16 protein-coding genes are annotated in these 14,366 nt (G+C 74.2%); 4 read left to right on the top strand and 12 right to left on the bottom strand.

Features of this window, described 5'->3' with window-relative positions; translation table 11 throughout:
* Positions 1-56: 56 nt before the first annotated feature.
* Positions 57-440 carry an MmcQ/YjbR family DNA-binding protein gene (locus WCD58_RS28440; protein ID WP_337706489.1) on the bottom strand — a complete coding sequence of 128 codons (384 nt, stop codon included), beginning with the start codon at positions 438-440 and terminating at the stop codon, positions 57-59.
* A gap of 41 nt (positions 441-481) precedes the next feature.
* Between WCD58_RS28440 and WCD58_RS28435 the strand changes: the two genes are divergently transcribed.
* Complete coding sequence (locus tag WCD58_RS28435; RefSeq protein ID WP_337706488.1) at positions 482-1,339, top strand: methyltransferase domain-containing protein; 858 nt, start codon at positions 482-484, stop codon at positions 1,337-1,339.
* Here the strand turns inward: WCD58_RS28435 and WCD58_RS28430 are convergent.
* Genes WCD58_RS28430 through WCD58_RS28410 form a run of 5 tightly spaced genes read right to left on the bottom strand, consistent with a single transcriptional unit; the run spans position 1,299 to position 7,153 of the window.
* A complete protein-coding gene (locus WCD58_RS28430; RefSeq protein WP_337706487.1) occupies positions 1,299-2,648 on the bottom strand; it encodes an acetyl-CoA carboxylase biotin carboxylase subunit in 1,350 nt (449 codons plus the stop codon). The genes WCD58_RS28435 and WCD58_RS28430 overlap by 41 nt on opposite strands.
* On the bottom strand, positions 2,645-2,887 hold the full coding sequence (locus WCD58_RS28425) for an acetyl-CoA carboxylase (RefSeq protein WP_337706486.1): 243 nt from the start codon (positions 2,885-2,887) through the stop codon (positions 2,645-2,647). The genes WCD58_RS28430 and WCD58_RS28425 overlap by 4 nt, the downstream gene beginning before the upstream one ends.
* An 11-nt stretch (positions 2,888-2,898) precedes the next feature.
* Positions 2,899-3,873 carry a 5-oxoprolinase subunit C family protein gene (locus WCD58_RS28420; protein WP_337706485.1) on the bottom strand — a complete coding sequence of 325 codons (975 nt, stop codon included), beginning with the start codon at positions 3,871-3,873 and terminating at the stop codon, positions 2,899-2,901.
* Positions 3,870-4,778, bottom strand: a complete 909-nt coding sequence (locus WCD58_RS28415) for a 5-oxoprolinase subunit B family protein (protein ID WP_337706484.1) — start codon at positions 4,776-4,778, stop codon at positions 3,870-3,872. The genes WCD58_RS28420 and WCD58_RS28415 overlap by 4 nt, the downstream gene beginning before the upstream one ends.
* Positions 4,775-7,153, bottom strand: a complete 2,379-nt coding sequence (locus WCD58_RS28410) for a xanthine dehydrogenase family protein molybdopterin-binding subunit (protein ID WP_337706483.1) — start codon at positions 7,151-7,153, stop codon at positions 4,775-4,777. Before WCD58_RS28410 ends, WCD58_RS28415 begins: the two co-directional genes overlap by 4 nt.
* 289 nt (positions 7,154-7,442) lie before the next feature.
* Here WCD58_RS28410 and WCD58_RS28405 point away from each other — a divergent pair, with 289 nt between their 5' ends.
* Complete coding sequence (locus WCD58_RS28405) at positions 7,443-7,733, top strand: DUF1540 domain-containing protein (protein ID WP_337706482.1); 291 nt, start codon at positions 7,443-7,445, stop codon at positions 7,731-7,733.
* Here WCD58_RS28405 and WCD58_RS28400 read toward each other — a convergent pair.
* The 5 genes from WCD58_RS28400 to WCD58_RS28380 all read right to left on the bottom strand — a co-directional run bounded on the left by WCD58_RS28400 (position 7,718) and on the right by WCD58_RS28380 (position 12,693).
* Positions 7,718-8,137: a hypothetical protein gene (locus tag WCD58_RS28400; RefSeq protein WP_337706481.1), complete on the bottom strand. Its 420-nt coding sequence runs from the start codon at positions 8,135-8,137 to the stop codon at positions 7,718-7,720. The genes WCD58_RS28405 and WCD58_RS28400 overlap by 16 nt on opposite strands.
* Positions 8,138-8,247: 110 nt before the next feature.
* Positions 8,248-9,012, bottom strand: coding sequence for a class I SAM-dependent methyltransferase (locus WCD58_RS28395; RefSeq protein WP_337706480.1), 765 nt, complete (start codon positions 9,010-9,012; stop codon positions 8,248-8,250).
* Entirely contained in the window at positions 9,009-10,049 is a 1,041-nt protein-coding gene (locus tag WCD58_RS28390; RefSeq protein WP_337706479.1) for a magnesium and cobalt transport protein CorA, read from the bottom strand. Before WCD58_RS28390 ends, WCD58_RS28395 begins: the two co-directional genes overlap by 4 nt.
* Positions 10,050-10,075: 26 nt before the next feature.
* Positions 10,076-10,852, bottom strand: coding sequence for a CPBP family intramembrane glutamic endopeptidase (locus WCD58_RS28385; RefSeq protein ID WP_337706478.1), 777 nt, complete (start codon positions 10,850-10,852; stop codon positions 10,076-10,078).
* Positions 10,849-12,693, bottom strand: a complete 1,845-nt coding sequence (locus WCD58_RS28380; protein ID WP_337706477.1) for an alpha/beta hydrolase — start codon at positions 12,691-12,693, stop codon at positions 10,849-10,851. Before WCD58_RS28380 ends, WCD58_RS28385 begins: the two co-directional genes overlap by 4 nt.
* Between WCD58_RS28380 and WCD58_RS33755 the strand changes: the two genes are divergently transcribed.
* Both WCD58_RS33755 and WCD58_RS28375 read left to right on the top strand, forming a co-directional pair.
* Positions 12,580-12,888, top strand: coding sequence for a putative leader peptide (locus tag WCD58_RS33755; RefSeq protein WP_373696299.1), 309 nt, complete (start codon positions 12,580-12,582; stop codon positions 12,886-12,888). The two genes, WCD58_RS28380 and WCD58_RS33755, sit on opposite strands and share 114 nt — an antisense overlap.
* A 60-nt stretch (positions 12,889-12,948) precedes the next feature.
* Positions 12,949-13,233, top strand: a complete 285-nt coding sequence (locus WCD58_RS28375) for a DUF202 domain-containing protein (RefSeq protein WP_337706476.1) — start codon at positions 12,949-12,951, stop codon at positions 13,231-13,233.
* Here WCD58_RS28375 and WCD58_RS28370 read toward each other — a convergent pair.
* Positions 13,167-14,360 carry an amidase gene (locus WCD58_RS28370; RefSeq protein ID WP_337706475.1) on the bottom strand — a complete coding sequence of 398 codons (1,194 nt, stop codon included), beginning with the start codon at positions 14,358-14,360 and terminating at the stop codon, positions 13,167-13,169. The two genes, WCD58_RS28375 and WCD58_RS28370, sit on opposite strands and share 67 nt — an antisense overlap.
* Between the last annotated feature and the right edge of the window lie 6 nt (positions 14,361-14,366).

Below are 14,366 nucleotides of genomic sequence, written 5' to 3'. Positions count from 1 at the left end.
CGCGGCGTCGACTCCATACCGTGAGCGATTTCGCCGACGAGATAGGTCCTTCGGTTCTAGTCGGTTGGGCCGGACAGCCGGGCGACGAGCTTCTGCGGGGCGACCTGGCGGTAGGCGTCGACGAGGACCTCGCGGACCTCGTCCCACCCCGGCCCGTCGGGGTGGTCGAGGCGCATCCCGATCCAGTCCCGCCCGCCGAAGCGGGGGCCGAAGAACCGGTCCGGGTCGGCGGCGGTCAGCTCGTGGCGGGCTCCCGGCGGTGCGGCGGCCCAGAGGGCGACGTGCGGCTCATCGAGCCGGTGCTCCGCGGGGTCGACGAACTTCACGAACGACCGGCGGCGGACGAACCAGGTCGGCGCGCCGTGCGTGGGCGCCTCGGTGACCGCGGGCAGGGCGAGGCAGATCGCCCGCACACCGTCCAGGAGGAGATCCGTGCCCACCCCGATCACGCTAGCGTGATCCACGTCACCGAGGAGGCGCCGTGACCGCACAGGACACCCCCGAGCCCGCCGCACCGGCGATCTCGCTGCACGACTTCACCGACATCGACCACTCCGCCGAGTCGACGTACGTCGCGGCGCTCGAGGCGTTCGACCGGCTGCCGCTCCTGCGCGAGCTCAAGGCCCTCGCGATCGAGCGCACGCAGACCGGCCCGGGCCGCCACGTCCTCGACGTCGGGTGCGGGTTCGGCCTCGAGACCCTCCGGCTGGCCCGGCTGGTGCAGCCCGGCGGCGCGGTGACCGGGATCGATCTGTCGGACGACTTCATCGCCGAGGCCCGCCGCCGCGCCGCCGCGGCCGGGCTCGACGTCGACCTCGTCCCCGGCGACGCGGAGGCGCTGCCGTTCCCCGACGACGCCGTCGACGTCGCCCGCGCCGAACGCGTGCTCATCTACCTCCGGGAACCCCGCCGCGCGCTCGCCGAGCTCGCGCGCGTGACCCGTCCCGGCGGGCGGATCGCCGTCATCGAGCCGGACTTCGACACCAACACCGTCAACGTCCCGGACGCCGGGCTCGTCCGCGCCGTGCTCGCCCACGAGGCCGACACCGCCGTCGTCAACCCGCGCCTGGTGCGCGACCTGCGCACCGACCTCACCGCGCTCGGGCTCACCGACGTCGCCATCGAGAGCCGGATGGTCGTGTTCTCCCCGGACCTCGCCGCCCAGTACTTCGCCGGCATCGGGACGGCCGCCGCCACCGCGGGCGCGATCGACGCGGACGCCGGCCGCCGCTGGACGTCGACCATCGAGACGCTCCACCGCGAGGGGCGCCTCTTCGGGGCGATCGGCTACTACCTGTTCACGGCGAGCGTCCCGCCAGCCACGTCTCCAGCGTCGTGATGTCGTAGCTCCCGTCGACCACGGCCGGCTCGTCGAGCAGGCGCCGGTGCAGGCCAATGGTCGTCGGGAGGCCGTCGACGCGGTACTCCGCGAGTGCCCGCCGCCCGCGGGCCAGCGCGTCCTCGCGGGTCGGCGCCCACACCGAGAGCTTGGCGACGAGCGAGTCGTAGAACGGCGGGACGACGTCGCCCGCCATCAGCGCGGTGTCGACGCGCACCCCGGGCCCGCCCGGCAGCTCCAGACCCTCCACGGCACCGGGCGAGGGCAGGAAGTCCTGGTCGGGGTCCTCGGCGTTGACCCGGAACTCGATCGACGCCCCGCGGCACACGATGTCGTCCTGGGCCACCGACAGCGGCGCTCCGCCGGCGATCCGCAGCTGCTCGGCGACGAGGTCGAGGCCCGTGACCCACTCGGTGATCGGGTGCTCGACCTGGATGCGGGTGTTCATCTCGATGAAGAAGAACTCCTCACCCTCGACGAGGAACTCGACCGTGCCCGCCCCGACGTAGCCGACCTCCTGCGAGAGCCGGACCGCCGCGTCGCACAACGCAGACCGCATCTCGGGCGACAGCCCGGGCGCCGGCGCCTCCTCGAGGATCTTCTGCCGTCGCCGCTGCAGCGAGCACTCCCGCTCGAAACAGTGCACGACGGTGCCGTGGGTGTCGGCGAGCACCTGCACCTCGACGTGCTTGGGCCCCTGCAGCGCGCGCTCGACGTAGACGGCGTCCGAGCCGAACGCCGACGCCGCCTCGCGCTGCGCCTCCACGACGACCTCGCGCAGCTCGTCGGCGGTCGCGGCGGGCCGGATGCCCCGGCCGCCCCCGCCCGCCGACGCCTTGACCAGCACCGGGTAGCCGACCTCGTCGGCCGCGGCGACGGCCTCGTCGACCGAGGACACCTCGTCCGACCCGGGCACGACCGGCACGTCCGCCGACCGGGCCAGTGCGCGGGCCGCGGCCTTGTCCCCCATCGTCGCGATCACCGACGACGGCGGGCCGACGAACACGAGCCCCGCCTCCTCGACCGCGGCGGCGAACGCCGGGCGCTCGGACAGGAAGCCGTAGCCGGGATGGATCGCGTCGACCCCCGCGGACTTCGCCGCCTCGAGCACGGCGTCGGCGTTGAGGTAGCTCTTCGACGCCGCCGACTTCCCGAGGTGCACCGCGTCGTCGGCCATCCGCACGTGCGCCGCCGACGCGTCGGCGTCCGAGTAGACGGCGACGGCGCGGATCCCCAGCTCCCGGCACGCCCGCACGACGCGCAGGGCGATCTCGCCGCGGTTGGCGACGAGAACCGAAGAGAGGCTCACGTCTCCAGCTCGACCAGGTCCTGGCCGATCGTCACCTCGTCCTCGTTCTCGACGAGGAACGCGGAGACCGTGCCGGCCGCGTCCGCCTTGACCTCGTGGAACGTCTTCATGACCTCGACCAGGCCCACCGTGTCGCCCTCGGACACGGCCGCGCCCTCCGTCACGTACGGATCGGCGTCGGGCGAGGGCCGGTGGTAGAAGACGCCGGGCGTGCGTGACGTGATCTTGTGACTGCCCACCGAATGTCCTCCTAGGACGCGAGTGCGGAACGGATGCGGTCGAGCGCGGCGTGCCGGTCGCGGCGCACGGTCAGCGCGCCGTCGAGGTCGACCGGCACGAAGCGCGTCCTGTCGCCGGTCTTGGTCTGGGCGAGCCGGTCGCGGTCGACGGAGACGACGGTGCCGAGCGTCGCGTAGCCGCCGCCGGTGACGGCGTCCTGCAGCAGCACGATCGGCTCGACGCCGCCGGGCACCTGCACCGATCCGACGGGGTAGCCGCAGTCGGTGACGTTGGCGGGGTCGCTGCCGGCGCCGAAGGGCTGCTCGCGGGGCACGAACTCCAGCTCGGCGCCGCGGAAGCGGTAGCCGACGCGGTTGGCGTCCGGGGTCACCTTCCACTCGGTGTCGGTGAACCGCGCGAGGCTGTCCTCGGTGAGCCGGTAGCTGTGCAGGCCGACCAGCAGGTGCACCTCGGCGGTCGACGGGTGCACCGGGACGTCCGAGGGGTCGAGCCGCCGCCCGGCTTTCGGGTCGCGGGCGTCGTCGCCGATCGCGAGCTCGTCGCCGGCCCGCAGCGCCCGTCCCTCGAACCCGCCGATGCCGACGAGCGTGTAGGTCGAACGGCTGCCGTAGTACAGCGGCACGTCGATGCCGCCGGCGACGGCGACGTACGGGCGGGCGCCGCCGCGCAGCTGCCCGAACGTCAGGACCGAGCCCTTCGAGACCGCCACCGACTCCCAGAGCGGGATCTCCTCGCCGTCGACGGACGCCGGGATGTCGGCGCCGGTCACGGCGATCACCGTGTCCTGCGTGAACTCCAGCGTCGGGCCGAGGTAGACGGCCTCCAGCGACGCGGCGCCCGGCGCGTTGCCGACCAGCGCGTTGCCCACGTGGTAGGCGAACGAGTCCAGCGCGCCCGAGGGCGGGAAGCCGATGCTGTAGTAGCCGAGCCGTCCGGTGTCCTGGACCGTCGTCTCGAGCCCGGGATCGCGCACGAGAATGCTCACCCGTACAGCACCTCCTTCATCGCCGCGTTGGTGCCGTCCGGGTCGGCGAGGAACCGGCTCGGCGAGAACTCCAGCTCCTTGAACGAGTACCGCCACGTGCCGGCGTCGACCTGCGCGCGCACGTCGTCGTACTCCTCCTGGTCGACGCGCCGGTAGTTGATGACGTCGCCGTGCTTGAAGAACACCACCGAGTCGTTCTCGGCGAAGTCCGGCAGGCGCTGCTCGCCGTCGAAAATCGGGGCGGGCGCCGAGCCGAAGAGCTGGTACCCGCCGGCGCCCTTCACCGGGTAGATCACGGCGAACGCGCCGCCGAACCCGAAGGCGCGCTCCGGGGTCTCGGTGCGCGGGCGCACGTACTTGGGCACCTCGACCTGCCGCTCCCGGGGCACCAGCTGGAAGCACCACGGCAGCCCGGGCACGAAGCCCATCATCGTCACGAGGTACGGCGACGCGGCCAGCGCGTCGATGAAGTCCTCGGTCGACGAGTAGCCGTTGATCCGGGCGCCGTAGTCGAGGTCGGTGCCGTTCGGGTCCTGGTGGCGGTCGCGGAACTTCATGAGGACCTCGTGGGTCCACGGGTCGTTCAGCATGATCGGGACGTCGATGATGCGGGTGGCGACGGTGAGGTCGTCCGAGTGCCCGCCGACCTCCTCCTCGATGCGCTGCAGCTCGCGGACCAGGTCGCGCGGGTGCAGCCGGTCCGGATCGACGCGGACCATGTACGACGCGTTCGACGGCGCGATCTCCTCGACCCCGGGGATCGCCTCCTCGGCGAGCCGCCGCGTGATCCCCAGCGAGGTGAAGTGCACCGGCAGGCTCATCGCCGGTGACAGCTCGACGTAGACGAACTCGTCGCCGCCGTAGTCGTACCGCGTCTCGGTGTCCGTCTCCGTCCCCGCGCTCATGAGGTCACCCTGGCCGCGTCCGCGACGGCACGCCAGACCTGCTGCGGCGTGAGCGGCATGTCGAGGTGGGTGACCCCGCGGGCGGCGAGCGCGTCGATCGCCGCGTTCACCACGGCGGGCGACGACCCGATCGCGCCGGACTCGCCGATGCCCTTGGCCCCGAGCGGGTTGGTCGGCGAGAGCGTGACGGTCTGGTCGAGCTCGAAGCCCGGCAGGTCGCTGGCCGCGGGCACCGCGTAGTCGGCGAGCGTCGCGGCCGTCGGCTGCCCGGCCTCGTCGAACGTGGCGTGCTCGTAGAGCGCCTGCGAGATGCCCTGGGCGATCCCGCCGTGGAGCTGCCCGTCGACGATCTGCGGGTTGACGATGCGCCCGCAGTCGTCGACCGCGACGAAGCGTCGCACCGTGGTCCGGCCGGTCTCGGTGTCGACCTCGACGACCGCGATGTGCGTGCCGAACGGCCAGGTGAAGTTCGGCGGGTCGAAGTGGTGGTCGGCGGTGAGGTTGGGCTCCATGCCCTCGGGCAGGTCGGCGGCCAGCGACGCCGCGCCGGCGACCTCCTGGATGGTGATCGAGGGCCCGGAGGTGCCGGCGACGGAGAAGGTGCCGCCGACGAACTGCAGGTCGTCCTCCGACGCCTCGAGCAGGTGCGCGGCGATCTTGCGGGCCTTGTCGACGACCTTCTCCGCCGCCCCGTACACCGCCGACCCCCCGACCGCGAGGCTGCGCGAGCCGTAGGTGTCGCGTCCGAACGGCGCGATCATCGTGTCGGAGTGGAACACCTCGACGTCGGCCGGGTCGATGCCGAGGGAGTCGGCCGTGATCTGGGCCCACGCCGTCTCGTGGCCCTGCCCGTGGGGGCTCGTGCCCGTGACGACCTCGGCGCGCCCGGCGGTGGTCATCCGCACCGTCGCGGCCTCCCAGCCCCCGCTCTGCAGCCGGACCCCGGCCGCGACCTTCGAGGGCGAGAGCCCGCCGGACTCGGTGAAGTTGCCGATCCCGATGCCCAGCTCGACGGGGTCGCCGTCGGCGCGGCGGCGGGCCTGCTCGGCGCGCAGGTCGTCGTAGTCGACGAGCTCGAGGGCCCGGCGCATCGCCTTCTCGTAGTCGCCGGAGTCGTACTGCACACCGGAGGGGACGGTGCGCGGCTCGTCGAACGGCGGGTGCAGGTTGCGCAGCCGCAGCTCGGCGGGGTCCATCTCCAGCGCGCGGGCGAGGTCGTCGAGGACCCGCTCGTGGGCGTAGGCCGCCTCGGAGCGCCCGGCGCCGCGGTAGGCGTCGGTGGGCGTGAGGTTGGTGAACACGCCCTGGCACGAGAAGTCGTAGGCGCCGAAGTCGTAGAGCCCGCAGTAGGTGAACGCCCCGAACACCGCGATGCCCGGCGTGAGGAGCTGCAGGTAGGCGCCCATGTCCGCGACCAGGCGGACCTTCATCCCCAGGATCTTCCCGTCGCGGGTGGCCCCGACGGTCATGTACTGGACCTGACCGCGCCCGTGGGTGGTCGCGATGTGGTGCTCGGAGCGGGTCTCGGTCCACTTCACCGGACGGCGCAGCCGCCGGGCCAGCACGAGCGCGAGCGCCTCCTCGGCGTACACGTTGAGCTTCGCCCCGAAGCCGCCGCCGACGTCCGGAGCGACGACACGGATCTTGGTGTCCGAGATGCCGGTCATGAGCGCCAGGAGGTCGCGCACGAAGTGCGGCACCTGGGTGGACGTGTGGATCGTGAACCCGCCACCGACGGCGTCGGGGGTGACGACGACCGCGCGCGGCTCCATCGGCGAGGCCATCACCCGCTGCTGCAGGTAACGGCCCTCGACCACGACGTCGGCCTGCGCGAGCGCGGCGTCGACGTCGCCGACCGCGAGCGGCCAGGTGTAGCAGTGGTTGGTGCCGAACTCCTCGTGCACCAGCGGCGCGTCCGGCGCCAGGGCCGCCTCGACGTCGACCACCGCGGGCAGCTCGTCGTAGTCGACGACCACGAGCTCCGCCGCGTCACGGGCCGCCGCCGCATCGGTGGCGACCACGACCGCGACGGCGTCACCGACGTGGTTGACCTCCTCGCGGGCGAGCGGGAAGTGGTCGGGGACGAGGATGTCCTCGGTGACCGGCCAGCCGCACGGGATGCCGATCGCGAAGTCGCCGGCCACGTCGGCGCCGGTCAGGACCGCGACGACGCCGGCGTGCTCCCGGGCGGCCGTCGTGTCGACAGCGGTGATCCGGGCGTGCGCCACGGGGCTGCGCACCAGCGCGAGATGGACGGTGCCGAGCGGCGCGATGTCGTCGGTCCAGGTGCCCCGGCCGGTGAGGAGGGCCTCGTCCTCCCTTCGCGGCAGGCTCTGTCCGACGTGGGTGGTCGGCTTCGGGACGGTCTCGGTCACCGGGGGCGCTCCCCTCGACGGCGGCGGTGGTGGTGTGGGTCACCGTGGACCGTTTGATCCGTTCTGGGAAGACCCGTGATCTCCGCGTGCCGGTGAGGACAGGACATCCTTGGTTCGACAGGCCCGGACGGGTGCCAGCTAGTGTGACCGTCGTCACATTACACCTTGTTTGCCACGGGTGTCGCTGTCATCCTCCCTGGTCGCCGTCGGCCGCCAGGGGCATCGGCCCTGCTCAGGGCAGCCTTCGCTGCGTGGCGGGAGGCCCCGTCGAGCCGCCACGATCGTCGCCATGACCGCAGCCCAGAGCCTGCCCCAGGTGCAGAACTGTTCGGTGACCGCCTGTTCCTACAACGAGGGATCGTCCTGCCACGCGGGCGCGATCACCATCGCCGGCGACAACGCCGCGTGCGGCACCTTCGTGGAGATCTCGTTCCGCGGCGGCGTGGACGGCAACGGCGTCGTCGGCGCCTGCCACCGCTCGGAGTGCAAGTTCAACGACAAGCTCGAGTGCACGGCCTCGTCGGTGAAGATCGGACCCGGCAAGGACGTCGCCGACTGCCTGACCTACGAGGCGCGGTAGAGCTCCTCGAGCGGCGCGACCGACCCCGCGGCCCCGAGGGCTTCCACCACGAGCCCGCGCACGGGGTCGGCGCGCAGCGTCCCGTCGGCGACGGCGAGGGCGGCCACGCTGTCGTCGTCGTCGACCAGGACCGCGGCACCCCGGGCCGCCAGCCCCGCGAGCACGCCGAGCACGGCGCGGCGCCCGGTGGCGTCGAGCCCGTCGGTGACCCGGTCCACCAGCACGATCGCGGCGTCGCCGGCCTCCTCGAGGCGGCGGCGCCGTTCCGTCACGCCGGACGTCGGGTCGACCGTGACCCGCCGGATCGCCGACGACGAGTCGTCGAACATCGCCATCAGCCGGCGACGCACGATCGGCTCGCCGAGCAGCACGGTCACCTCGGCCGTGGGCAGTCGCAGCGTCATCGCCGGGCCTCCTCGAACAGTCGGCGCGAGCTCCGTGCCGTAGTGAGGGGAGGCTAACCTCGCCTGGCCGCTTCCGTCGAGGGCGGGTGAGCGACTCGCGCGGATCTCGCTCAGATGTCCGAAGCCAGACGGGTGGCGCGCCAGACCGCCGTCGCGAACGGCACCCGCACCGGGTCGGTGCCGACCCGCCGCGCGATCACCTCCCGGGCCGCCCGGCGCACCTCCGCCCGCTCCTCGGGCCGCAGCGTCAGCACCGTCGAGTAGGTCCCCAGCATCGCCGCCACGTCGTCGGCGGCCATCCACGTCCGGCGCCGGAAGACCTCCGAGGAGCCCGCCCCGAACGGCGCGCCGTCGGGCAGGTCGATCGCGAACCCGGCACGCACGCCCGACGTCGAGTCCTCGTTCCCGGCGTCGTCGGCGCGCTGGAGGTGGCGCAGCTCGGCCACCCAGTCCGTCGCCGGGTCGGCGAAGCTCCACAGCAGGCCCAGCACGCCGCCGGGGCGCAGCACGCGGGCGACCTCGGCGGTCGCCCGGTCCGGGTCGAACCAGTGCCAGGCCGACGAGGCGAGGACGGCGTCGACCGACGCGTCGGGCAGCGGGATGTCCTCGGCCGTCCCGGCCAGCGCGCGGGCACCGGGGCTGCGGGCGGCGAGCACTGCGCGCATGGCGTCGTCCGGCTCCACCGCGACGACGTCGGCGACACCCGCGGCGGCCAGCGAGCGGGACACCAGCCCCGTCCCGGCTCCGAGGTCGAGCACCGTCACTTCGGACGACGGCAGCAGCCAGCGCAGGGCGGCGGGGACCGGCGCCGGGCGGAGGCGGTCGTAGTCCTCCGCGGCGGCGCCGAACGAGCGCGAGCGCTCGGGACGGGTCACAGCCAGCCGCGCTTGCGGAAGACCAGGTAGAGCGTCAGCGACGCGAGCACCATGAGGCTGAGCGCGAACGGGTAGCCCAGGGCCCACGCGAGCTCGGGCATGTGCTCGAAGTTCATGCCGTAGATGGCCCCGATCAGCGACGGGGTGAACAGGATCGCCGCCCACGAGGAGATCTTCTTGACCTCCTCGCCCTGGGCGAGGCTGGTCTCGGAGAGCCGGCGCATCTCCTCGTTCTGCCGCTGGCCGACCAGGGCCGCGTTGACCTGCAGGATGTTGCCGAGCAGCTGGCGGAAGTTGTCGGCGGCCTCGCTGGTCTGCGCCTGGTGGTCAGCGACGTCGCGCAGCCCGCGGTGCAGGGCCTGCCCGGGGTCGTAGTCGGAGTCGCCGAGCAGGCCGTCGAGGACGTCGCGCAGCGGGTCGACCGCGCGCTGGAGCTCGATGACCTCGCGGGAGAGCTGATAGATCCGCCGGGAGACGCTGGGGTCGCCGCCGAACACCTGGGTCTCGATCTCGTCGATGTCGTGGCGCAGGCCGCGGACGACGGGCAGGTAGTCGTCGACGACGCGGTCGAGCACGGCGTAGAGCACCGCGCGCGGGCCCTGGGCCAGCAGGTGCGGGTCGTCCTCGAGCCGCGCGCGCACCGGCGAGAGGTCGGGCTTCTCGGCGTGCCGCACGGTGACGACGAAGTCGGGCCCGAGGAAGAGATGGATCTCGCCGACCTGGACGTCCTCGTCCTCGTCGACGTACCAGGCGGGCCGCAGCACCACGAACTCGACGTCGTCGTAGCGCTCCAGCTTGGGGCGCTGGTGGGCGTGCACCGCGTCCTCGACGGCCAGCGCGGGCAGCGACAGCTCGCGCGCCAGCCGGTCCAGCTCCTCCTGGTCGGGGCGGAGCAGGCCGATCCACGCGAAGCCCCGGTCCGCGGCGATGTCCCGCTCGACGTCGCCGCCGCGCAGCATCGCGAGGGTGCGGTCCAGCGTCTCGGGCTCGCTGTCGCGCTCGCCCTGGACGTACACCGCGTTGTCGACGACGGTCATCGGGACAGTGTCCCGTGTGCCCGCCGTCAGTGCGCGAGCGCGACCCCCGCGGCGACGAGACCGACCGCGTTGGTGCCCAGGTGCAGCCCGATCGGGGCGAGCACCGAGCCGGTGCGGTGGCGCAGCCACCCGAGCGCGAGGCCGCCGACGACGGTGACGGCGAGGACCGCGAGCGCCGACGTCCACTGCAGGGTCGGCGGCAGCGGCACCGCCGACGGGCCCATCGCGACGGTGAGGTGCCAGAGGCCGAACGCCACCGCGGTGACGCTGAGCGCCACGCGGGCGGGCAGCGAGCGCACGGAGTGGCCCTGCAGGACGCCGCGGAACGCGAGCTCCTCGGCCAGCACGGTGCCCAGCGGGATGAGGACCAGGCCGCGCAGCAGCAGGGATCCGGGCGAGGCGCCGGCGAGCTGGGGGTTCTCGAGCAGTTCGGGCGCGATCATCAGGACGCCGCCGTAGCCGAGCACCGCGACGCCGATCGCCGCGCCGCCCCAGCGCAGCCCGGCGCCCCAGGTGCCGCGGCCGATGCCGAGGTCCTTCCAGGTCAGGCCGAGCAGGCGCGCCACGGTGACCATCGCCGCGACGCCGCCGACGTTGAAGACGGCCTTGAGCACGGGGTCGGCGGGCAGGGCCGGGAGAGCGAGGTTGCTCCACGCGAGCAGGAGGACGGCGACGACGGCCGGCGGGGCGAGCCGTCGCCAGTGGGTGACTTTCTCGGCGGGTTCGGCGTCCGTTCCGTGCGCTCCGTCCGCGGTGTCGGACGGCGGGCAGCCGGGCGTGGCCGTGTGCTGGGGAGCGGTCACACGCCCAGCATGCCTGCCACTCTCCGCGTGTCCGCATCGGTCCACCCCGGCGGCGTACCCACGGAGAGCCAGCCGCCCACCATGACCTTCCGGTACTGGTGGCCGTGCCCGTCGGGCACCGACAGCGAGTTGGTGAGGTCGATGGTGACCTGCCAGAACGTCACGACGGGGTACCAGTCGACGGCCTCGGACACGTCCCGACCTCGGGGTTCGTCGAGCCAGTCCGGTCGCTGCCACAGGAGCGTCGGGGTCCACCAGACGATCGGGTCGGAGGCGTGCTGCAGGTAGACCACGTGTGGTGGAGACCACACTCCCGGTGGACGTGTCAGGTCCTCCGCGGTCGACCCGAAGCGCACCTCGCGGCCGCCGTCGACCACCGGGAGGACCGCGGGCGACCCGGGGTCGCGGCGGGCGGTGAGCTCGGCGTGGAGCCGGTTGGAGTTCGGCGGGCCGACCCACAGCACACCGTCGGCCTGCGCCCGGGCGTCGGCGAGGCTCGAGAACGCGGCCTCCGAGCCCTGCGACCCGAGGCTCTCGCCGAACACGATCAGCCGCGGGCGCCGGTCGGGCGGCAGCGCCTCGATGCGGGCGTGCACGGCGTCGAACAGCGCCCGGCCCTCGGCCTCGGCGCGCGTGCGGTCGACGAGGAACGACAGCCAGCTCGGCAGGTAGGAGTACTGCGTGGCGACGATCGCCGTGTTCCCGCCCCAGATCATCTCCAGGGAGTCGGCCACCGGGTCGTCGATCCACCCGGTGCCGGTGGTGGTCACCAGCGCGAGGACGTCGCGCCCGAACGCCCCGGTGCGCTCGAGCTCGGCGACGGCGAGCGCGGCGCGCTCCTGCGGGCCCGGCGCGGACATCAGCCCGACGTAGGCCCGGATCGGCGGCACCGGGGCGCGCCCCGAGGCCTCGCCGAGCTCGGCGAGGGACCGCCCGCCCGCGACGAAGTCCTGCCCCTCGCGGCCCAGGGTGTCCCACCGCACCAGCGAGGGCGGCGAGCCCGAGCGCAGCGGCGAGATCGGGGCGACGACGCCGGGGTAGGTCGAGGAGTTGGTCGCGCCGAACGCGGCGTCGGCGAGCCGCAGGCCCGTGCGCAGGACCAGGGTGTCGATCATCGTCGCGACCAGGACGACCACGATCACCGTGCCGAGCACGGTCGCGACCTGCGCGGGCAGGTGGGCCCGACGCCGCAGCAGGTCGGCGGCACGGCCGGCGAGCCAGCGCACCCCGCGGCCGAAGCCGACGATGAGCCCGGCCACCACGATCGCCACCGGGCCGGCGCGCAGCCATCCGTCGGTGGTCGGCTGGTCGATGCCCATGAGCGCGGCGACCTGCCGCTGCCACGCCGCGCCCGCGAGGAGCATCCAGAACAGCGCGACCACCGCCGTCACCACGAGCACGACCCACGTGCCCGGCGTGAACCACTGCGGGGTCGCGCGCTGCACGCGGTCGGTCAGGTGGGTCCAGCGCGCCGTGCGCCCGAGCAGCCACGCGAACGCCACGCCGAGCCCGTAGCCCAGCCCGGCCGAGATGCCGGTGGCGAGGCCCTGGAAGAGGTAGTCGCGGGGGATCAGCGACGGGGTCAGCGAGATCAGCGCGAACGCGGTGCCGAGCACGAAGCCCGCGGGGTGCGCGCGCGGGACGTAGCGCACGAGCGGCGCCAGGCGCGGGGACAGCAGCGGGGAGTCGCCGCCGAAGTGGTGGCGCGCATCGTCGCGGTGCCAGAGGTGGTGGTGCTCGAGCTCCTCCTCGAACTCGCGCTGGAACTCGGTGTCGAGACCGGTCTCCGCACTCCCCGAGTCCGGATCCCGAGCCGTCGCCCGGGTCTCGCGGTCCGCCACGGGTCCCAGCTTCCCGCGCGACGCAAGCCGGTACACGCGCCGCGCCGTGTCGCCGGCGTGATCTTCGGCGGCCCCTGGTCGGCTCCGGCACCGCGTGGCACGCTCGCAGGCGTGCCCGCGCTGCGCCTGCGACTCGTGGCCCGTCGCCACGTGGACCTCGCGCGTGTCGCCAGCGCGATCTGCCGCCCGGCCTAGACAGGCGCGTCGCGCGGCCGTCCCGCACGCGCTCCTCCCTCCGCCCGGGAGAACCACGCCGTGTCCCCGTCACCCGACGTCCGCTGGGCCCTCGCGAGCGAGCGCACCCTGCTCGCGTGGTTCCGCCTGTCGCTGGCCCTGTTCCTCGTCGGGCTGGTGCCGCTGGCGCTGGTGCCGGCGGGCACCGCCACCGTCCTCGTCACGCTGGTGTCCGGTGCGCTGATGCTCGGGTGCGCCGCGACCGCCGTCGAGGGCGTGCGGCGGTCGCACCGCGGCGCTCAGCTCCGGAGCAGCGACTCCAGCCAGCAGCCCGCCGAGAGGAGCGCGTCCTCGCGGTCGGGGTGACCGATCAGCGCGAGGCCCAGCGGCAGGCCCGCCGCGTCGCGCGCGCCGGGGACGGCGAGCGCCGGCAGACCGAGCAGGTGCCAGGGGCGGGAGAGCACGGGGTCGCCGGTGCCCTCGGTCGCGAGCGGCGCCACGCCCAGCGCGCCCGGGACGACCACCGCGTCGGCGTCCTCGAGGCGCGCGAGGGCGGCGGCGCGGGTGGCGTCGGCGCGCTCGCGGGCGCCGGCGAGCGCCGACGGGGTCACCGCGCGGCCCTCCGCCAGCATCGCCGTGAGCCGCTCGCCCAGCCCGGGCACCGCCGGCACCACGTCCGCCGCCTCCGCGGCCATGACCGTGTGGTGGTCGGTGACGGCCTGCCGGAGGTCGACGTCCCAGGTCCCGATCGGTGCGCCCCGTCCGCGGGCGCGATCGACCGCGCGGGCGTGGGCCTCGCGCATCGCGGGCGACACGTCCGCGACCTCGGTGCCGTCCCAGGCGAAGAGGCGGGGCGTGGCCGGCTCCGCCTCCGGGCCGCCGAGGGCGCCGTAGGCGACGGCGAGGTCCTCGACGGTCGCCGCGAGGAGACCGAGCGTGTCGAGACCCGGGGCGAGCGGCTGCACGCCCGCGGTCGAGAGCGTGCCGCGGGTGACCGCGAGGCCGGCGACCCCGCAGAACGAGGCGGGACGGACCACCGAGCCCGCGGTCTGCGACCCGAGCGCGAGCGGCACCATGCCGGCCGCGACCGCCGCCGCGGACCCGCTGGAGGACCCGCCCGGGGTGCGGGCGAGGTCGTGGGGGTTGCGCGTCGGACCGGGGTCGAGGCAGGCGAACTCCGTGGTCACGGTCTTGCCGACGATCTCCGCGCCGGCCTCGCGCAGCAGGCGGACGATCGCGGCGTCGGTCGTTGCGGGCGGGGCGCCGGCGCGGGTCGACGAGCCGCAGACGGTCGGGAGCCCGGCGACGTCGATGATGTCCTTGACGCCCACCGGGACGCCGGCGAGCGGCCCGGCGCCCGACGACGGGTCGTCGAGCAGCGCGACCCAGGCGCGCACCCGGTCGTCGAGCTGCCCGATACGCCGCCGGGCGACCTCGCCGCCGTGGTGGGCATCGGCCAGGCGCCAGGGGCTGACGAGATCCGCGGAGTCCACGGCGGG

This window comes from Actinomycetospora flava (genome assembly GCF_037400335.1).
Taxonomy (GTDB): domain Bacteria; phylum Actinomycetota; class Actinomycetes; order Mycobacteriales; family Pseudonocardiaceae; genus Actinomycetospora; species Actinomycetospora flava.
Note: the sequence above shows the minus strand (reverse complement) of the source record. Positions and strands in the feature narration are given on the sequence as shown.

Excerpts from the sequence above, each read along its gene's own strand:
- WCD58_RS28400 (WP_337706481.1), bottom strand. The coding sequence starts at position 8,137 with ATGACGCTGCGACTGCCCACGGCCGAGGTGACCGTGCTGCTCGGCGAG.
- WCD58_RS28390 (WP_337706479.1), bottom strand. The coding sequence starts at position 10,049 with ATGACCGTCGTCGACAACGCGGTGTACGTCCAGGGCGAGCGCGACAGC.
- WCD58_RS28415 (WP_337706484.1), bottom strand. The coding sequence starts at position 4,778 with ATGAGCGCGGGGACGGAGACGGACACCGAGACGCGGTACGACTACGGC.
- WCD58_RS28405 (WP_337706482.1), top strand. The coding sequence starts at position 7,443 with ATGACCGCAGCCCAGAGCCTGCCCCAGGTGCAGAACTGTTCGGTGACC.